Here is an 18,579-nt window from a genome sequence, read left to right as displayed (position 1 = left end):
TTTCCTCTCTCACCTTTATTATTCCCACTTCATCATGGCAAACAATCAGCCAGACCCCACGTCAGATAAGCAGCAAAAAGAAGCCGCCGAGCACCAGGCTGGCCAACTAAGCACCGGCGGCCGTATTCCTGGCCACGATGATCCGGACCCCAATGCGAGCGGCAACCCTGAAGCTACCAGCACCCAGGAAAACATGGGTGACGGATCGGGCATTCGGGGCGAGTACGGCAATGCCAGCCAAACTAATGGTATGGAAGGCGGTGCTGATGCCGCCTCCGACGGCAGTCCTACCAAAGAAGACCAAGGCGCCGAATAAGGCGCGCCCCACAGCAGTAGCTTTGCAACAAAAGTGAGCTAGCTGTGCGCATCGAAGTACAAAGCCCCTCATAGGTGAGAAGAAACTATCTTTCCAACCTATGAGGGGTTTTCTATGTCAGACGAGTGCGAAATTGCTTGTGGCAAGCGTACTGCTGCTCCCAGCCACGGTGCTGGGCCAGCGCGGCGGCAATCCAATGCCCCGCTTGCTTGGGGCCGATACCAGCCGGTTTGGGCGGGTGATGCGCGACCCGGCTGCGTATCGGGTCCAGATTTTGTATACCCAAATCAACCGTGATGCGGCCGGAAAACCGCACTTTCGCACGTACCGGTACGGCGCTTCGGGGCGGCAGTATTTTTATCCGGCCAGTACCGTGAAGTTGCCGACTGCGGCGTTGGCGCTGGCAAAGCTACGAAGCCTGCGCGCCCAGGTGCCCGCCCTAACGGCAGCTTCGCCACTACGGCTCGATTCCGCCTTCGCTGGCCAAACCCGCGTTCTGCGGGATTCATCGGCAGCCTCCGGCCGAGCTAGCATTGGGCAGTATGTGCGCAAGGTGCTGTTGGTGAGCGACAACGATGCGTATAACCGGCTGTATGAATTTGTGGGGCAGCAGGAACTGAACAAGGGGTTGCGCCAGCTTGGCCTGCGGAACAGCCGCCTGATTCATCGGCTTTCGGTTGGGGACGAGGAACCCGGGTCGCGCCACACCAACCCGCTAGCATTCTACGCCGATACGGCCCTCACGCAGCCGCTGTACGTGCAGCCTTCCGCCTACAACAACCAGCCACTGCCCAAACTAACGGCGCAAGATTTCCGCATTGGCCGGGCCTATATGCAGGGCAACAAACGGATAGAAGGGCCGTTGGATTTCGGCGCCAAAAACAACTTTTCGTTAGCCGAGCAACAGCAGGTGTTGCGCGCTCTGCTATTTCCGGAAGCCACGCCCGGCAAGCACCGGTTTGCGCTGGCCGAAGCAGATTACCGCTTTCTGTATCGCTACCTGTCCATGCTGCCGCGCGAAAGCCTGGCGCCCCGCTACGACACCGCGCATTACCCTGATACCTACGCCAAGTTTCTGCTGGGAGGTGGGGGTATCGCGCCGTTGCCGTCGGGGGTGCGGGCGTTCAACAAAATCGGGCAGGCCTACGGATTTCTGATTGACAACGCCTACGTAGTGGATTTCGAGCACGGCGTGGAGTTTCTGCTCTCGGCGGTGATCTACGTGAATGCCGATGGCGTGCTCAACGACGACCAGTATGACTACGGCACCATTGGCTTCCCTTTCCTGCGCGATTTAGGCCAGGCAGTGTACAATTACGAGCGGCAACGCCCACGCCGCCACCCGGCCAACCTTAGCCGGTTTCAGCTCAACTACAATGTAGTAGGGGAGGACGCGCCATGACACCTACTGCCTTCGCCTCACCATTGCCCAATGCCTATGGCTTGGCGGTAGTTACTGACGTGGCCGTTTACTGGCAACAAGTTCACCTACACCCCGAAACCAAGCTAGTAAACCTGCGGGATGCAATTCCTAATATTCAGCTTGACATTCGTTACGCCACAACTTCCAATGTGCTAGGCGAGGCCCTATACCCGACGGCCGCAGCGTTTCTGCGTGCCCCCGCAGCCGAGGCGTTGCAGCAGGTGCAAGCTGCCTTAGCCGTGCATGGCGTGGGGTTAGTGGTGTTCGATGCCTACCGGCCGTACAGCGTGACGGTGCAGTTCTGGGAGCAGATCCAAGACGAAACCTACGCGGCCCCACCGTGGCGCGGCTCCCGGCACAACCGCGGCTGCTCCGTGGATGTGGCGCTGGTGGATGCTACCGGTCAGCCGTTACGCATGCCCACGGCTTTCGATGATCTGACACCCGCCGCCCATGCCACCTACGAGCCCGTATCAGCCGAGGCGCGCCGCAACCGCACGTTGTTGCTGGATACTATGGCAGCGTTCCATTTCGTGAACTACCCGGCGGAGTGGTGGCACTTCGACTTTGCGCGGTGGGCTGAGTTTGACTTACTGGATATTCCGTTCTCTGCGTTGACCACTAAGTAGTTGCAGATGAAGTTAGCGTTTGAAGAAGGCCAGGTATTCGTCTATATTCAGGCACTATTAGGCTCAAGCGGCAAGGCAGCGCATGAAAAAAATCACTGTAGATACTCACGGGCACCGCGTCGATATCGAGGTCAGCTACTGGAACGGCCGGGAAAGAATTACGTACAATGGGCAGGTTGTATCCGACAAGAAAAGCTTCCTGTTTGTCAGTCCTCACATCTTCACGGTGGTGGAAGACGGTACCAATGTAGTCTATGAAGTGAATCTGCTCAGCGGGTTATTCCAGATTGGGTTTGTGGTGCGGCGCAACGGTATTGCGGTGGCAAGTAGTTCTTAGCCAACCAAAACAGTAGTGATATCCGGCGAGGAGGCGCTAATTTGCAGCTTGATTCCCTTTTCGTGCTGATGTCCCATTTGTTTGCCGCCGGCCGGCTTCTTGCTTTTTTTGTTTCCATTGTAGGCCTACTGGCCGTTTCTGCGCGCCCCGCCCTTGCCGATGTGCCCCCCAAACGCGAACTACGCGGCGTTTGGATTGCCACCGTAGAGAACATTGACTGGCCTAGTTCCCGCAATCTTACCCCCGAGCAGCAGCGCCGCGAGTACCGCCGCATGCTGGATCAGCAGCAGCGCAACGGTATCAACGCCGTGTTTGTGCAGGTGCGGCCCGCGTCGGATGCTTTCTACCAGAGCAGCTATGAGCCGTGGAGCCGGTGGCTGACGGGTACCCAGGGCAAGGCACCCAGCCCCAACTACGACCCCTTGCCCTTCCTTATCGAGGAGGCTCACAACCGTGGCATGGAATTCCACGCCTGGTTTAACCCGTACCGCGCTTCCATGGATTCTGTTACGCGCCGGCTGGCTCCCAACCATCCGTTTCGGCAGCACCCGGAGTGGTTTCTGCGCTATGCGGGCAAGTTGCTCTACAACCCTGGGTTGCCGGAAGTGCGCCAGTACATCAACCGCATTATCATGGATGTGGTGCGCCGCTACGACATCGACGGCGTGCACTTCGACGACTACTTCTACCCGTACCCGGAAGCGGGACAGGTCATTCATGATGAAATGGCCTACGCGCAGTTCAACCCCGACAACCTCAGCGTACCGAACTGGCGCCGCCAAAACGTGAACGTGCTTATCCGAGACCTGCACGACTCCATTCAGCACACCAAGCGGTGGGTGAAATTTGGGGTGTCGCCGTTCGGGGTGTGGATGAACCAGCGCAACGACCCGGAGGGCTCGGCCACTTCTGCTTTTGAAGGCTACTCGGGCCTGTACGCCGATGCCCGCGAATGGACGCGCCAGGGCTGGGTTGATTACATCTTGCCGCAGCTGTATTGGAGCAGCAGCTTTAAGGTGGCCGCCTATCCAGTGCTGTTGGAATGGTGGTCGCGCAACCGATTTGGGCGGCACCTCTACATTGGGCAGGGTGCTTACCGCATGCTGGAAACCAGCCGCCGCGACACAGCCTGGCTGGGCACCCGGGAATTGCCCCGGCAGGTGCGCCTCAACCGTACTTTCCCCGCCGATGTGCAGGGAAGCGTATTTTTCAGCTCGAAATCGTTGATTTCCAACCCCCGGCACGCCGCCGATTCCCTGCGCCTGAACCTGTTCCGCTACCCGGCCCTGGTGCCCACTATGCCGTGGCTGGATGCCATGCCACCACTCCCCGCCCAAAACTTGGTGCTCACTGCGGCCCCCAAAGCCAATACGCTCACCTGGCAGCCCGCGCCCGTTGCCCCCGATGGCGACCAAGCCGCCTACTATGTACTCTACCGTTTCGCCTCAACCGAAGCGCCTAGCCCCGACGACCCGCGCCACATCCTGACCGTGCTGCGCCCCCGGCCCGGCACCGGCCTAGTATACGTTGATACCACTGCCCGCCCTGGCCTCGGGTATGCCTATTACCTCACCGCCGTGGACCGGCTGCACAATGAAAGCCGCCCCGTGAATGTGCGCACCACTGGCCGCCCGGTTGAAATCATTGTAGCACAGGCCTCCACCACGCCAGCACCTATGCCGCCCGCCGTACCGCCCGTAGCTACTGCGCCCGTTACGCGGCCCGTGCCCCGCCCAACCACCACTCGTGCTACCACGCGCACTACCACTTCACCAGGCAGCGTCACCAAAATCAAAACCAAGGTTAAGCCCCGGAAAAAGCGCGGCTTCTTCCAGCGAATCTTTGGCGGCCGGTAAGCGGGTGCAAGGTGTGGTATAAGAACAGGTTGTGCGCGTATTGCCCATGCTTTGTCCAAATAAAAAGGCTCTGCTATATTAGCAGAGCCTTTTTATTTGGACAAACACAGATAGGTGCTAAAGTGCCTTGACTGCCAGCGTTACGGCTACATCGGTAGGGGAAGTACGGTTAACTCCTGTTACGGTGAAGATGACGTACTGGTCGAGGCCGCGAACCCGCGCAATGACTACGTCGCCTACCACTACATTGTCGAGAGTAGTCACCTGGCTGGCTGTTGGCGCTAGCAAAAACGTTTGTCGGATGCTATTAAGCGTAGCGTTGGCATAGGCAGCGGCCCCGTCCGTAGTAAGGCGGACGAACCGGGTAGGCGTAGGGGGTGGGGTACCAGTGGTTGGGTTGAGGGTTTGTAAGCGCACGGCATTGCTGGCGGTGCTGGTAATAGCAAGATCCTTGCTGCTAGCTTGCCCGGCGGCCGGCACTGCCGCAAACCTCGTCAGGTCAAAGGCTGCCAAGTCGCCACCGGTAGTGCCTGTGTACGTGAGTGTGGCTGTGCGAGGCGCTGCCAATGCGGTAGGCATACCGTAGGTGAGCGGTGCCGCCGTAGCCGAACCAACTCGAACATTGGGAGTGCCCAGAAAGCGGCTTTTTGCCTCGAAACGATACACTACCGATTGGCCACTCATGCTCGTTGGCAGAACTGCATCAACCGTTACGACAGTTTGGGCTCCGGTTTGCGTGCCCGTAGCGGGTAGGCGCCGAGTTAGGGTTTTGTCGCGCTCTTCCATACCGGTTCCCACCCGCCTGTACACAACTAAGCTATCAAGCTCTTTGTAGAGGATGGCGGTGACGGCTGGTGGGGCGGCGGGCCGCTCGGGATACGTGTTGATGCCGTTGGCATTGAGGGTCAAATTGTAGCGTACAACGTCGCCGCGTACAAGGGTGCCGTTGGGCGGAGATGTTACGTTGGTAGCTGAATTGATGCGGACTGTAGGCGTGGCTTCCGCTAGCCGGAAGTTGATGGAGCGGGTTTTGGTAAGACCATTCTGGCTTACCACCACCGCCGAGAACCGTACGCGCGACTTGTTGACCTCGGCTGGCAGTACGTAGTTTACTACTAACGTGTCAACATTCTTACGGCGCGAGAAAGCCGCCTGGCTTGCCTCAATGGTTTGTACCACTGCTGAATCGGGGGCTGGCTCAATGCGCTGAAAAACGCGAATTTCCCGTATAGGATCTTCCTGAGCAGCAAAGTTTAGCTCGATAGGAACAGTCTCGCCTGGTGCATACCTAGTTGAAAGAGTTGGAAGAGCATTGCTGAGCAAGGTGGGGAAGCGGTTGTCGTCTAGCACTTCGTAAGTGCTGTCAATTTCTTTTTCGCAGCTGACGAGCAGCAAACCCACCAAACCGAGCAGCACAGCGGGGTGGGGGAAGTAGCGTTGTATCATGGTGTAGAGGAGTCAGTGAGAAATATTAAAAGCTGCCAGAACTATTCATCCCACCATACTTTCTTGATGAAGAAATCAGGCGCCAGACCTCCAATTTTATCTACTTGAGCTGTGTTAAGCACTACCTCACGCTCTGCGGGTAGTAGGCGCCGTGGGTATTGCCCGGCCGCTACTGTGTTGGCCCCAACCGGATACACCAGGTTAGGATATATCTCGGCACTGAAATCATAGCGCCGCATATCCGTCCACGATTCAGGGTTTAAAAACATAGCAATGTACTTCTGTTGCATAATAGCTTGCGGCAGGGTGGGATTGCTGGGTGATGCCAACTGCGCTTCGGTTTGTGCAACCGCACTGCTGTTCAGATAAGAGGTAATTTGGGCCGCGGTGATGCCTGGAAAAGTAACGGCGGGCGAAGTGCTAACGGTGGGCGTGCCAATCTTCGCCATGTGCGCCCGGATGCCTTCTCGGTAGGCGGCCAATGCTGTAGCCTTCTGATTGGCCAGGAAGGCAGCCTCTGCCTTAATAAACTGCAGCTCGTGGTAGGTAATGATTTCTTCGTAGCCTAGGTCGCGGGCATACCAAGAACTGTAGAAATCCGTGGTGGCAGTAGGCGGCTGCGGTCCGCCGCCCCGGCCAGGGTCAGCGCCAGTGCTGGTAGGGGTTGCCATAATGGGCAAGCGAGGGTCAATGACGCCGGCGTACGTAGCCCCATTGAGAAATTTCAAGAAGTTGGCCCCGTAAGTGGCCATAGCGAAGTTGTTGCGAATAGGACCAAAGATATTGGTGGTGCCCATCAGTGGAGACACTGCTACCTGAAATTGCAGCTGTGCATCGTCGGTGGAACTGGTAAAGCCTTTCGAGGCGTACTCCAGCACAGTGGCAGGGTTGTAGAGGCCGGCCTTCTTGGTGAGGTGCTGGGCCTGCCGGGCTTTCAACGACCACGCCAGCCGAATCCACTTTTGCACATCGCCTTGGTAGAGGATGTCGCCGCTGGGGCTCGGCAACGCCGAGTAGAACGGCCGCCTATTTTCAGAAACTGGCTTCGACATTTCCGCAATGCCTTCATCTAGGAGCACTTGGATGTCTTCGTACAGCTGTTGTTGCGGGTCGTATACGGGCGTGTAGTTTAATTCGCCGCGGAAAGCTTCCCGGTAAGGAATATCGCCGAGCATATCGGTGGCGTGGCTCAGGATCAGAGCCATCATAATCTTGCCGGCCCCCACGTAATAAGGCGAGCCTTCTTCTTGCGCCAGTTTGATCATGGGCGGAATATTGCCCCCCACCAAAAAGAAGGTGTTGTTGAACGTTGCGTTGCTGAAGGCAGTCGTCAGCACGTATTGGTCGGCACCTCCGGCGCCAGCCGCGCGGGCAGCCACGTACTGCGTGATATACGCCGTGCGTAGCGCCGAAAAGCCCTGTATAGCCAGCCCGTTGCTGATGATACTGGGTAGCAGAAAGTTGGGGGTAGTACTGGTTGGGTTGTTGGGGTCCGTGTTCTTATCGAGAAAACTCTCGCAGCTTGTCAGTGCTGGTCCGCTTAGGGCCAGGCACAGCAGGAAAATTAGCTTTTTCATATAGGTAGTAAGCAAGTCAAAAGAAGGCTGAGGCTAGAAAGTAGCCCGAATGGCCATGTCAACCCCGCGGGTAGCGGGTACGCTGCCGTAATCGAAGCCGCCTGCGCCGCCGCCACGCACACCAGAGCCCGAGGCCGACGTTTCTGGATCCACGCCGGAGTAGTTGGTTAGCAGAACCAGGTTGCGGCCCGTTACGCTCACTTCCAAGCCCTTTACGACGCCTGCGCTGCCACCCAGCCACTTGGCGGGCAGGGCATAACTTAAGGTAGCGTAGCGCAAACGCGTCCAGGAGCCATCCTCAACAAAGGCCGACGCTACCGTGCCTAGTTGGTCACGGTAATAGGCTTGGGTTGCTTCCACTGGCCGGGCGTTGGGCTCGTAGCTGGTTGTGCCATCCGGATTGGTCACGGCCACAACCCCATTGACAACGATTTGCTTGTAACGGTCCAACGTCCGCTCGCTCATGCCCACGCGCGTAGCGTACTGGTCGTTGCCGTTGTACACTTTGCCGCCCTTGCGGAAATCGAGCAGGAACGTAAGGGCGAGACCTTTGTAGGAAACCGTGTTGGTAAGCTGCGTAGTGTATTTTGGTGCCCGGTTGCCGAGATACACAAACGCTGGGTTCACAGTAGGATACCCGTTGGCACCAATCAGGATTTGCCCATCAGGAGCTCGCACCCAGTCGGTACCGGCTATGCCCGCCAGCGGCCTGCCAAGAAAGGCAGCGCCCTGCACATAATCCGATACGGAGGCGTCGGATTGAGCTATAATGGCCAGAGCGGGCGGTAGCGTGGCCGTATTGCGGTTGGCGTAGAAATTGGCGTTGATGTCCCAGGTCAGGCTGTTGACCAGTTTAACGGGGGTGCCGCTCACCGCAAGCTCAAAGCCTCGGTTTACCACCTTGCCTCCGTTGATGTATTGCAGAATAAAGCCGGTAGCCTGGCTCACGCGGGGAGCAATCAGCTGATCCGTGGTTTCCTGTTGATACACAGCGCCATCCACGCGCAGCCGGTTTTTGAGGAACTGCAAATCCAAGCCCAACTCGTAGCTGACGGTTTTTTCTGGCTTAAGTAATGGATTGGAACCATAGAAGCCGTTGCGGAATCCGCCCCCGATAAACGTATTGGTGGTCAGTGGCGAATCTACGCGGTAAGGGCCCGTGTCTTTACCTACCTGCGCGATGGAAGCACGCAGCTTACCGTAGCTGAACACTGGGTTCTGGTCGAGGCCAAGGGTACGGGTAAACTCGTAGCCAACGGCGGCAGAGCCATATCCGAAGCCTTTGCCGAAGTTCTTGCCCTCATCAGGGCGCGGCAGCGTCGAAGACCGGTCGTAACGCCCTGACAATTCCAGCGTCACTTGGTGGAACAAGTCGAGGTTGATACGAGCGAAATTGCCCAAAATGCGGCGGCTGGAGAAACGCTGAATTGCGCCGCGGTTTACGGTGTTGTTAAGGCTTACAAACGTGGGATTCTGATAAATCAGGCCCAGTAGGTCGTTGGCTTTGTTGTCGTTCAGCTCAATAGCATTGCCGAGCAACAACGACCCACTGATATTCTCACTGAACTGATGCGTGAAAGTGGCCAGCAAGTTGGAAGTCAGCACTTGGTTGAAGTTCACCGTTTCAGCTAACCCTCCATCTTGGTTGTTGACTTGTGAGGTGCCAGGCGCACGCACGGAACGGGTGCGCTCTTGGTAGAAATCATTACCTACAATGTAAGTCAGATTCAGCCATTTGAAAGGCAGATAAGTCAACGATACGTTACTGATCAGACGATTGGTCCGGTCGGTCTGCGGGTTGCGGTAAAACGAGAAATACGGGTTGTCGGGGTCATTGGCAGCGGTGCTAGCACCGAGCAAGCGGCGGCGGGTACCATCAGGGTTCTCGAAAACGCGGGTGTCGTCGTTACGTGGCCAGTTAATCAAGCTCAGAAAGAAGCCGCTCGGCTGGAGGCTATTGCCAAATAAGCCCTGGCCCTGGAAAGGCCGTTCCCCGCCCGAATTGATATAGTTGGCTGAGGCTGAAGCACTGATCTTGGGCGAAAATTTAGCGGTGCCCGACAGCCGAACCGATGTTTTATCGTACTGGCTTTCGGGTACCACGCCATTCTGCAGTAAGTGCGAGGCCGACAGAAAAAACGTCGCCTTGTCGGAGCCACCCGACATGGTCAGGTAGTTTTGGAAGCTTGTACCCGTGCGGAATACATTGCCTAGGTTGTCGTACACCGTCTCTTCCGAACCGAACTGCGGCCCCCATGACGTACGAACACTCGGATCAAACACTCCATTAGTACCCTGCTTATACTGATCCTGGAGAGTAGGCAGCCGGTTGACCTCGTCTACCGAATACTGGGTGCGGTAGGTGATAGTGGTGCGGCCAGACGAGCCTTTTTTGGTGGTGATGATAACGGCACCATTGCCTGCCCGCAAGCCATAGAGCGCCGAAGCCGCGGGGCCTTTCAGCACCGTGATACTGGCAATATCTTCCGGGTTGAGGTCAGAGGCCCGGTTGGTAGTGCCTACCGAGCGGCCTAAGAGGCCGTTGAAACCCGAGCCTCCACCTGGCGCCGTCGACTCGGCAAACGAGGAGTTATCCATTATCACACCGTCAATTACGAACAGCGGCTGGTTGTCGCCATCGAGCGAGTTACCTCCCCGAATCACAATGGAAGCTCCTTCGCCTGGTGCTCCACCCGAGGAGGTGATGTTTACGCCAGCAATCTTGCCTTGCAAGGCATTTACAATATTGGTTTGGCGGGTATCCACCAGCTCTTTGCCCTCTATCTGCTGCACCCCATAATTGAGCTGGCGGCGGTCTTGTGCGATATTAAAGCCCGTCACCACTACGTCTTTTAGTTGGGTGGCATTGTCACGGAGGCTGATATCAAGGGTGGTACTTTCGCCAACAGCCCGCTCTAGGGTGGTATACCCAATAAAACTAAACGTGAGGGTACTACCCGGTGCTACCTGGATGGTGTAGCGGCCGTCGGGGCCAGTGCTCGTGCCGGTAGTAGTTCCTTTCACGAGGACTGTCACGCCTGGTAGGGCGCTACCATCGGTAGCAGTAACAGCGCCAGTAATGGTGCGTTGCGCTTGGGCAAAACCTGGTGGAGCCACCAGTACGCAAAAAGCCGCAGGCAGCAAGTAAAGTCTTTTCATAGTGAGGGAGGGAGAGGGTGGGGTGAAAGAAGGTAAAAAGCAAGTGGCCGGGCCGCGGCTGCTACGTGCAGCGGCGGCCCGGCCAACAGTGGATGGACTGCGAAGAGAGCGTCGGACAACAAAGCCAAATGACGACCATCGGGAATAGCTAAAATCACCGAGCTGCTATGTGCTCAATAGCCCTAAAGCAGAATATAGAGCCCGGTGAACAAAAAAGACTGGGCCTAAACTAGAAAGCTCGGTAAGGCTAACCAACTATATATGTGATTTAATTTAGCAATTATTTGACTTTGAATCCTCTTCGAAAAGCTTCAGCTTTCCCGCTCACTTCATTCGTTTGCTTTCATGGTCAACGTTGCTGCCACTTCCCGCGTCCCCGTCCGAGTGTTCCCTGATTCCGAGCTGGCCTCCTCCACCGTGGCACGTGAGTTGGCGGCCTTCATCCGGCAGCGCGCCGCCGAGGGTCGTACGGCGGTGCTCGGGCTGGCCACCGGCTCGTCGCCGACGCGGGTGTACGAGGAACTGGTGCGGCTGCACCGCGAAGAAGGCTTGAGCTTCCAGAATGTGGTGAGCTTCAACCTCGACGAATACTACCCCATGGCGCCCGACTCGTTGCAGAGCTACGTGCGCTTCATGCGCGAGTACTTGTTCGACCACATCGACATCAAGCCGGAAAACGTGCACATCCCCGACGGCACCGTGCCCATCGAGCAGGTGGCCGACTACTGCCGCCGCTACGAGCAGCAGATTCAGGAAGCGGGCGGTATTGATTGGCAATTGCTGGGTATCGGGCGTACTGGCCACATCGGGTTCAACGAGCCGGGGTCTGGTTCGGAGTCGCGCACCCGCATGATCACCCTCGACCACATCACCCGCACCGACGCCGCCTCCGACTTCTACGGCGAGGAAAACGTACCGCGCCGCGCCCTGACCATGGGCGTGGGCACCATTCTCGAAGCTCGCAACATTGTGCTGCTGGCGTGGGGCGAAGGCAAGGCCGCCGTGGTGAAACGCATGGTGGAAGGCGAGCCAACCGATACCGTGCCCGCCACTTACTTGCAGCACCACCCCGCCGTGCAAGCCGTGCTCGACGAAGCGGCCGCCGCCGAGCTAAGCCCCCAAAAAACGCCTTGGCTAGCCAACGTGCCCTGCAATTGGCAGGATGAGGCCTTGGTTCGGAAAGCGTTGACCTGGCTGGCTCGCCGAACGGAAAAGCCTATTCTCAAGCTCACCGACGAAGACTACAACGAGAATGGGTTGTCTGGTTTGTTGGCTGAATCAGGTCCGGCCTATTCTATCAACATCCGGGTTTTCAACGAACTGCAACACACCATTACTGGCTGGCCGGGCGGCAAGCCCCACGCCGACGACACCCACCGCCCCGAGCGCGCCGCTCCTTTTCCGAAGCGCGTACTTGTTTTCAGTCCGCACCCCGACGACGACGTTATTTCCATGGGCGGCACCCTGATTCGGCTGGTCGATCAGGGCCACGAGGTGCACGTGGCGTACCAGACCTCCGGCAACATTGCGGTGTTCGATGACGAAGCCATCCGGTTTGCCGAGTTCGTAGCCGACTACGACGAGGCGTTTCGCTTCGACGACCAGCCCGCCGAAACCCTGTATCAGCGCGTGGTGGAGTTCTTGGAAAACAAGCAGCCCGGCCAGGTGGATTCCAACGAAGTGCAGCAGATAAAGGGCCTCATTCGGCGTGGCGAAGCGAAAAGTGCCTGCCGCTACGTGGGGGTGCCGCAGGAACGGGCCCACTTCCAGGAGTTGCCGTTCTATGAAACTGGCCGCGTGCGCAAAAAGCCCCTTAGCGACGAGGATATCCAACTAACCATGGAACTGCTTGACCGCATTCAGCCCCAGCAAATCTACGCCGCCGGCGACCTGAGTGACCCGCACGGCACCCACCGCGTGTGTTTGGCCGCCATTATGCAGGCCGTGCAGCGCCTCCAAGAAGAGGGTGCGCAGTGGCTACAAGACTGCTGGGTGTGGCTCTATCGCGGCGCCTGGCAGGAGTGGGACATCGACCGGATTGAAATGGCCGTGCCGCTTTCCCCTGAGGAACTCACGCGCAAGCGCCGGGCTATTTTCAAGCATCAGTCGCAGAAAGACCGGCCGCTGTTCCCCGGCGCCGACCAGCGCGAGTTCTGGCAGCGCGCCGAAGAGCGTAACCGCACCACCGCCCGCATCTACGACCAACTCGGCCTGCCCGAGTACGAGGGCATCGAAGCATTTGTGCGGTGGAAGTTCTGAAAAGTAGCTTCGTGAGAGAAAAGCCGTTTTATATCCATTAGTAACTGGTCATGCAACAGCCTGGTCCTTCGCAGTCCGCTAGCTATCCGCCGCCCCCAGTTGATGCCACGCCAAACGAGCAACTTGAATACGACCGTGGCCTTTGGAACCACTTCCTGCTGGATGCCACCTGGCGAAACACGCGCTTCAACGCCCAGCCTAACAGGTTGCTACTGGAGGCAGTAGAAGACTGCAGAGCTGGCAAGGCGCTGGATGTGAACATGGGGGAGGGTCGCAACGCCCTATACCTAGCTCAGCAAGGGTGGCAGGTCACCGGCGTAGACATTGCAGATCAAGCCCTAGTCTACGCTCAGCAACAGGCGCAGCGCTTAGGCGTCTGCCTAACTACTATTGAGCACGACGCAAATACGTATAACTGGGGTACCAACCAGTGGGACCTAATTGTGCTGTGCTACGCCGACGAAGGTACGCACGTAGCGCAGGTGCAGGCGGCACTTAGGCCCGGGGGCTTGCTCGTATTCGAGAACTTTCACGTTGAAGTCAACCAAACCCGCAATAACCAATCCGGTAAGACGATTGGGTTTGCTACAAACGAATTGCAGCACCTGTATGCTGCCGCTAACTTCCAGATTATTCGCTACGAAGAGCCGCTAAGCGTAGCTGACTTTTCGAAAGAAACCTGCCGCTTAGTGAAGCTGGTGGCCCAGAAGATTTAGCTGCCTGACCAGTCCCACGGCCGAGAAATAAATAGGCCGTCTAACCTACCTTTTCCTTGTTCCTGATTTCAACTTCATGACCACCCGTACCTCCCAAGCCGCCCTCGAAACCACCCACGCGCAGCCACTGGTTGAAGCTTCCCAGCCTGGGCGGCTTGTCTCACTCGACGTGTTTCGCGGTATCACGGTGGCGGCCATGATTTTGGTGAACAACCCCGGCGACTGGGGCCACATCTATGTGCCGCTCGAACACGCTGCCTGGCACGGCTGTACGCCCACCGACCTGATATTTCCCTTCTTTCTGTTCATTGTGGGTGTCAGTATTGTGTATGCGCTGGATGGGGCGCGGCGGCAGCCTGAAACGCACGGCCGCACGATGGTGCGCATTCTCAAGCGTTCAGCCATTCTGTTTGGGTTGGGGCTGTTTTCGGCGCTCTTTCCCAACTTCGACTTCGAGACGGTGCGGATACCGGGGGTGCTGGCGCGTATTTCGTGGGTATTTCTTGTGTGCGGGGTGTTGTTTCTGAAAACCACCCGGCGGCAACAGCTTGGGCTGCTGGCGTTTGTGCTGGTGCTCTACAACGTGCTGCTGCAAGTGGTGCCTGTGCCCGGTTTCGGGCCCGCTAACCTGGAAGCCAGTACCAACCTGGGAGCTTGGCTGGATCGGGTGGTGTTCACAGAAAAGCACCTCTGGTCGAGCAGCCGCACCTGGGACCCAGAAGGCTTGCTGGGCACCTTGCCGGCCGTGGGTACCGGACTGCTAGGTATGCTTACCGGGCAGTGGTTGCGCCGCAAAGACGTGGACCCCGCTACCCGCGTGGCGTGGCTATTTGTAGCGGGCGCTGGGGCTGTGGTGCTTGGCCTAATTTGGAACGGCTGGTTTCCCATCAACAAAGCTCTCTGGACTAGCTCGTTCGTACTTTACGCTGGCGGCTTGGCCATGGCTACCCTAGCGGGCCTTTACTGGCTGACCGACGTGCAGGGCTACCGCCGTTTCACTACCCCCGCGCTGGTGTATGGGGTCAACGCTATTACGGTGTTTTTCCTGTCGGCAATTGTAGCCAAGTCCTTGAATCTTATCAAAGTCACAGCGGCCAGCGTGCCCCTCAAAACCTGGCTTTACACCACCTTTTTCACTCCGTATTTCAGTCCTATCAATGCCTCGTTGGCAGGCGCGCTGGTATGCGTTCTGATTTGGCTGGGTATTCTCTGGATAATGTATCGGAAAGGGGTAATTATTAAAGTGTAAAGGATAGCCCCTCAGGTTCTTGACGTTGCTGCGTGGCGCATATGTATCCACGCGATTTTACTGTATTGGAAGTAGGCGTTACTTATTCAACTATGCCTAGTATGATACCAATATTTCGTCCAAGTGATATTAGAACGTTTACATTCTGCTGGGCCTGCTAGGGCCGTATGCGCTGCGAATACGACGAAGAATAAGGGCGTATGCCGACCTAACCGGTGAAATACTCGTACGTCAGGGGATGAAAAAACTGTGGATACTGGCGGCCAGCCTATTGCTGGCGGCCCCAATGGCAAAGGCCCAATCAACAACTTCCGCCACTACTGCCTCGGCGGCACCTGTTTCTGCCAGTCACCGTAAAGCGGCTGAAGAGCTACTAGCCGTCACGGGAAGCGAGAAGAACACCACCGACATGATGAACCGCATGTTGGAAAGCCAGCTGACGCAACGCCCCGAAATGAAGGCGGTAGAGCCCGAAATGCGCGCTTTTATTACCAAGTATATGGGCTGGCCCGCAATCAAAGAAGACATTGCGGCGCTTTACACCCAAGAGTTCACCGAGAAAGAGCTAAAGGAACTGTCTAAGTTCTACCAAACGCCTACTGGCCGCAAAACCATCCAGAAAATGCCGCAGCTCATGATGGCCGGTATGGAAATCGGGCAGAAGCGCGTGCAAGAGCACCTGCCCGAATTGCAGCAAGTGATTGGCGAGAAAATGAAGTCTCAACAGCCTGCAAAAACGGAATAGGTGCTGCGTTGCGTGCTATTCCTACATCCAGGAAGAGCATGGCGTAAGTGGAGCCTGCTCGCGGTAGTAAGTCCCACTTACGCCATGCCATTTTTGGTTTGTTAGCTGAATGTATAGCCCGCAAAATCCTGACGGAGCTTGGTCTTTAATAGTTTGCCGGTGGCCGTGTGGGGTAGTTCCGGCACGAACTCCACGGCATCCGGCTTCCACCATGTCGCTACTTTGCCGTCGTAGAAGGCCAGTAGCTCCTCTTTGCTTACCGTTGCATCGGGTTTGCGCACTACCACCAGCAGGGGCCTTTCGCTCCATTTGGGGTGGGGCACCCCAATAACAGCAGCCTCCGCCACCTGGGGGTGCGCCACGGCCAGGTTTTCCAACTCGATACTGGAAATCCACTCGCCCCCCGACTTGATGACATCCTTCGAACGGTCGGTGATGTGCATGAAGCCGTCGGGGTCGATGGTGGCGACGTCGCCGGTGCGGAACCAGCCGGAGGCGGTTAGCTCGCCGGGATGGTTGGCCCGGAAGTATTCTGCCACCACAAACGGACCCCGCACCAACAGGTCGCCGAAGGCAATGCCATCGGTGGGTAGTTCTTTGCCTTCATCGTCTACTATCTTCATGTCGATGCCGAAAATGGAACGCCCTTGCTTGGTTTGAATAGCAAACTGCTCGTCTTCGCTGAGGGCCAAATGCTTGGTTTTGAGAGTGCAAACCGTGCCCAGCGGCGAGGTTTCGCTCATGCCCCAGGCATGGCAGATTTCCACGCCCAATTCTTCGTCGAAAGCCTTCAGTAGCGCTGGCGGGCATGCGGCCCCACCTACTATCATGCGCTTGAGGGTGCTGAACTGTAGCTTCTTCTCGCGCATAAACGTCAGCAGTCCAAACCAGATGGTGGGCACGCCGGCCGTGAACGTGACGCCTTCCTGCTCGTACAGCTCATACAGGCTGGCCGCATCTAGGCCAGGACCAGGCATTACCAGCTTGCAGCCGTTGAGCGGCGCCATGTACGGGATGCCCCAGGCATTGACGTGGAACATGGGCACTACCGGCAACACCACGTCGCGGGCCGAGCAGTTGAAGCAGTCGGGTAGCGAGGCTGCATAGGAGTGGAGCAACGTAGAGCGGTGCGAGTAAAGCACGCCTTTGGGCTGGTCGGTGGTACCGGAAGTGTAGCAGAGCGAGGAAGCCGTATTTTCATCGAACACCGGCCATTCGTAGTCGGCGGCGTGGGCGGCCATTAGGTCTTCGTAGCAGTGCAAACCGCCCGAAAACACACTGGTGGGCATATGGGCGCGGTCGGTCAGCAGCACCCAGCTTTCCACGGTGGGGCAATGAGGCACTAGCTTCTCCACCAACGGCAGAAAAGTAAGGTCGAAGAACAGCAGCCGGTCTTCGGCGTGGTTGATGATGTACACCAACTGCTCGAAAAACAGGCGTGGGTTGATAGTGTGGCACACCGCCCCCATGCCCGAAATAGCATAGTAGAGCTCCAGGTGGCGGTGGGTATTCCACGCTAGCGTGCTCACTCGGTCGCCTTTGCGGATGCCAAGTTCGATAAGCACATTAGCCAGCTGCCGGCTACGACGGCCCAGGTCGGCGTAGGTGTAGCGGTGCATAGCGCCTTCTGGCATCCGCGACACGATTTCGGTATCGGCGTGCCACTTGGCGGCATACTCCAGTAGCCCCGCAATGCGCAGGGGCTCGTTCATCATCAGTCCAAACATAGCACGAGGTGGGAATAGTGGGCTTGTGCTGAACAAGCTACCAAAAAATCGGCGTCCGCGCTGTCGCCGTTTAACCCATGGCCCACGGCTTGGAAACGCTGGCCTTTGTGGGGCTAGTAGCTGTCAACGAAACCCGCTTGTACTATGGTAGCAAGCAGGTCTCCGTTGGGCAGAAAAACTTCGCTCGTGCTTGCCAGCCACTACCTACGGCGGTTGCTGTGCTAACCCGGTTGCTTTCCTGATTAAAAAGCTACTTGCCACACAGTGAGCCAGACCAAAACAGCTAAAGAATGCAGCCATTCAAAACAAAAGCTGACTGCTTTTGTGCGATAAATATGTGATGCCTGTAGTGACCGTATATGGCTGGCTACAAGTTGATTGCACCTACTTAGCCTCTATTTTGTTCCTTTGTTTATTTGTGTTAATCTAAGTAGGTATAAATATTAAAGATAAAAGTCGGCCATTGTGCAGCTTGCTCCGTAAAAGCAACCATAGAAGTTTTCGCTAGTGCTCCGCCCGATGTATATCGATTTTACCGCGTCAGATTTCCTGACCATCAGCTATAATTACGACACGCATATTCTGGTGGGCCGCTGGCTTCGCCCAGTAACCCTGCTAGAAGCCCGCCATGGTTACGAAGAATTGCTGGCTGCCGCTCGGCAGCAGAAAGCGCAATACTGGCTGATTGACGTTCGGCGGTGCCACCACAGCAGTACGGAAATTCAGGAGTGGCTCAAGAAAAGCTACTACCCAAGCCTAACTGCCAACTTTGATGTTCCTGTGTACATGATCTACTTCATGGCACCCGACATGCGCAAAGACTATGAAGTGGATGGTCAGCTGACGACGTCCGCCGCCACTACCGGCCAGCCGTTGCACTTGAACCTGTGCACGACGGAAGGCGAGTGCATGAGTTGGTTGGTGCAGCAGCAGCAGTTAGTGCCGCAGTTGCAGGCATCCAGGTGAAGCCGATGTTGCCAGCAAGCACCTGCTCGACTAAAAACGCTTCACCAGTACAACAGTCTCCCCTTACTTCCAAACAAAAACTCCCCGGCTGCTGTCAGCCGGGGAGTTTTTGTTTGGTGCCACTTCAGCGAAAGTGGTAGGTGTCATTTAAGGATGTAGCTGGCAGTATTCTGC

General features: G+C 57.0%; 15 protein-coding genes. 11 read left to right on the top strand and 4 right to left on the bottom strand.

Annotated elements, in window-relative coordinates; all coding sequences use genetic code 11:
- Window positions 1-34 precede the first annotated feature (34 nt).
- The 5 genes from MTX78_RS16635 to MTX78_RS16615 all read left to right on the top strand — a co-directional run bounded on the left by MTX78_RS16635 (window position 35) and on the right by MTX78_RS16615 (window position 4,561).
- Window positions 35-316 (top strand): hypothetical protein, encoded by a 282-nt coding sequence (locus tag MTX78_RS16635; protein WP_243796609.1) that lies wholly within the window; start codon window positions 35-37, stop codon window positions 314-316.
- Window positions 317-455: 139 nt separating this feature from the next.
- Window positions 456-1,718, top strand: a complete 1,263-nt coding sequence (locus tag MTX78_RS16630) for a serine hydrolase (RefSeq protein WP_243796608.1) — start codon at window positions 456-458, stop codon at window positions 1,716-1,718.
- Window positions 1,715-2,368, top strand: a complete 654-nt coding sequence (locus MTX78_RS16625) for a M15 family metallopeptidase (protein WP_243796606.1) — start codon at window positions 1,715-1,717, stop codon at window positions 2,366-2,368. Before MTX78_RS16630 ends, MTX78_RS16625 begins: the two co-directional genes overlap by 4 nt.
- An 82-nt stretch (window positions 2,369-2,450) precedes the next feature.
- Window positions 2,451-2,705 (top strand): hypothetical protein, encoded by a 255-nt coding sequence (locus MTX78_RS16620; protein WP_243796600.1) that lies wholly within the window; start codon window positions 2,451-2,453, stop codon window positions 2,703-2,705.
- 68 nt (window positions 2,706-2,773) lie between these two features.
- Window positions 2,774-4,561, top strand: a complete 1,788-nt coding sequence (locus tag MTX78_RS16615; protein ID WP_243796587.1) for a glycoside hydrolase family 10 protein — start codon at window positions 2,774-2,776, stop codon at window positions 4,559-4,561.
- A 117-nt stretch (window positions 4,562-4,678) separates the two neighbouring features.
- On the opposite strand, the gene MTX78_RS16610 is transcribed toward MTX78_RS16615, so the two are convergent.
- From MTX78_RS16610 to MTX78_RS16600, 3 genes are read right to left on the bottom strand one after another with little or no spacing between them, the layout of a single operon-like run.
- Window positions 4,679-6,007, bottom strand: coding sequence for a hypothetical protein (locus MTX78_RS16610; RefSeq protein ID WP_243796585.1), 1,329 nt, complete (start codon window positions 6,005-6,007; stop codon window positions 4,679-4,681).
- Window positions 6,008-6,048: 41 nt separating this feature from the next.
- Window positions 6,049-7,584, bottom strand: a complete 1,536-nt coding sequence (locus tag MTX78_RS16605; protein ID WP_243796583.1) for a SusD/RagB family nutrient-binding outer membrane lipoprotein — start codon at window positions 7,582-7,584, stop codon at window positions 6,049-6,051.
- Between the two features lie 33 nt (window positions 7,585-7,617).
- Window positions 7,618-10,743: a SusC/RagA family TonB-linked outer membrane protein gene (locus MTX78_RS16600; protein ID WP_243796581.1), complete on the bottom strand. Its 3,126-nt coding sequence runs from the start codon at window positions 10,741-10,743 to the stop codon at window positions 7,618-7,620.
- Between the two features lie 345 nt (window positions 10,744-11,088).
- On the opposite strand from MTX78_RS16600, the gene nagB reads away from it, so the two are divergent.
- The 4 genes from nagB to MTX78_RS16580 all read left to right on the top strand — a co-directional run bounded on the left by nagB (window position 11,089) and on the right by MTX78_RS16580 (window position 15,712).
- The gene (gene nagB, locus MTX78_RS16595) at window positions 11,089-13,002 is read left to right on the top strand and encodes a glucosamine-6-phosphate deaminase (protein ID WP_243796575.1); all 1,914 of its coding nucleotides are present in this window, start codon (window positions 11,089-11,091) and stop codon (window positions 13,000-13,002) included.
- A gap of 50 nt (window positions 13,003-13,052) precedes the next feature.
- Window positions 13,053-13,718, top strand: coding sequence for a class I SAM-dependent methyltransferase (locus MTX78_RS16590; protein ID WP_243796574.1), 666 nt, complete (start codon window positions 13,053-13,055; stop codon window positions 13,716-13,718).
- A 76-nt stretch (window positions 13,719-13,794) separates the two neighbouring features.
- Entirely contained in the window at window positions 13,795-14,967 is a 1,173-nt protein-coding gene (locus tag MTX78_RS16585) for an acyltransferase family protein (RefSeq protein WP_243796572.1), read from the top strand.
- A 238-nt stretch (window positions 14,968-15,205) separates the two neighbouring features.
- On the top strand, window positions 15,206-15,712 hold the full coding sequence (locus MTX78_RS16580; RefSeq protein ID WP_243796570.1) for a DUF2059 domain-containing protein: 507 nt from the start codon (window positions 15,206-15,208) through the stop codon (window positions 15,710-15,712).
- Window positions 15,713-15,813: 101 nt separating this feature from the next.
- On the opposite strand, the gene MTX78_RS16575 is transcribed toward MTX78_RS16580, so the two are convergent.
- Complete coding sequence (locus MTX78_RS16575; protein WP_243796568.1) at window positions 15,814-17,439, bottom strand: 3-(methylthio)propionyl-CoA ligase; 1,626 nt, start codon at window positions 17,437-17,439, stop codon at window positions 15,814-15,816.
- 77 nt (window positions 17,440-17,516) lie between these two features.
- On the opposite strand from MTX78_RS16575, the gene MTX78_RS16570 reads away from it, so the two are divergent.
- On the top strand, window positions 17,517-17,681 hold the full coding sequence (locus tag MTX78_RS16570; protein WP_243796561.1) for a hypothetical protein: 165 nt from the start codon (window positions 17,517-17,519) through the stop codon (window positions 17,679-17,681).
- Window positions 17,682-17,958: 277 nt separating this feature from the next.
- Window positions 17,959-18,405 carry a hypothetical protein gene (locus tag MTX78_RS16565; RefSeq protein WP_243796554.1) on the top strand — a complete coding sequence of 149 codons (447 nt, stop codon included), beginning with the start codon at window positions 17,959-17,961 and terminating at the stop codon, window positions 18,403-18,405.
- Window positions 18,406-18,579: the final 174 nt, after the last annotated feature.

Source organism: Hymenobacter tibetensis (assembly GCF_022827545.1).
Classification (GTDB): Bacteria; Bacteroidota; Bacteroidia; order Cytophagales; family Hymenobacteraceae; genus Hymenobacter; species Hymenobacter tibetensis.
This window is presented reverse-complemented; position numbering and strand designations above follow the sequence as displayed.

Excerpts from the sequence above, each read along its gene's own strand:
- MTX78_RS16590 (WP_243796574.1), top strand. The coding sequence starts at position 13,053 with ATGCAACAGCCTGGTCCTTCGCAGTCCGCTAGCTATCCGCCGCCCCCA.
- MTX78_RS16610 (WP_243796585.1), bottom strand. The coding sequence starts at position 6,007 with ATGATACAACGCTACTTCCCCCACCCCGCTGTGCTGCTCGGTTTGGTG.
- MTX78_RS16615 (WP_243796587.1), top strand. The coding sequence starts at position 2,774 with ATGTCCCATTTGTTTGCCGCCGGCCGGCTTCTTGCTTTTTTTGTTTCC.
- MTX78_RS16575 (WP_243796568.1), bottom strand. The coding sequence starts at position 17,439 with ATGTTTGGACTGATGATGAACGAGCCCCTGCGCATTGCGGGGCTACTG.
- MTX78_RS16625 (WP_243796606.1), top strand. The coding sequence starts at position 1,715 with ATGACACCTACTGCCTTCGCCTCACCATTGCCCAATGCCTATGGCTTG.
- MTX78_RS16635 (WP_243796609.1), top strand. The coding sequence starts at position 35 with ATGGCAAACAATCAGCCAGACCCCACGTCAGATAAGCAGCAAAAAGAA.
- MTX78_RS16565 (WP_243796554.1), top strand. The coding sequence starts at position 17,959 with ATGTATATCGATTTTACCGCGTCAGATTTCCTGACCATCAGCTATAAT.
- MTX78_RS16585 (WP_243796572.1), top strand. The coding sequence starts at position 13,795 with ATGACCACCCGTACCTCCCAAGCCGCCCTCGAAACCACCCACGCGCAG.
- MTX78_RS16580 (WP_243796570.1), top strand. The coding sequence starts at position 15,206 with ATGAAAAAACTGTGGATACTGGCGGCCAGCCTATTGCTGGCGGCCCCA.
- MTX78_RS16620 (WP_243796600.1), top strand. The coding sequence starts at position 2,451 with ATGAAAAAAATCACTGTAGATACTCACGGGCACCGCGTCGATATCGAG.
- MTX78_RS16570 (WP_243796561.1), top strand. The coding sequence starts at position 17,517 with ATGGCCCACGGCTTGGAAACGCTGGCCTTTGTGGGGCTAGTAGCTGTC.
- MTX78_RS16600 (WP_243796581.1), bottom strand. The coding sequence starts at position 10,743 with ATGAAAAGACTTTACTTGCTGCCTGCGGCTTTTTGCGTACTGGTGGCT.
- nagB (WP_243796575.1), top strand. The coding sequence starts at position 11,089 with ATGGTCAACGTTGCTGCCACTTCCCGCGTCCCCGTCCGAGTGTTCCCT.
- MTX78_RS16605 (WP_243796583.1), bottom strand. The coding sequence starts at position 7,584 with ATGAAAAAGCTAATTTTCCTGCTGTGCCTGGCCCTAAGCGGACCAGCA.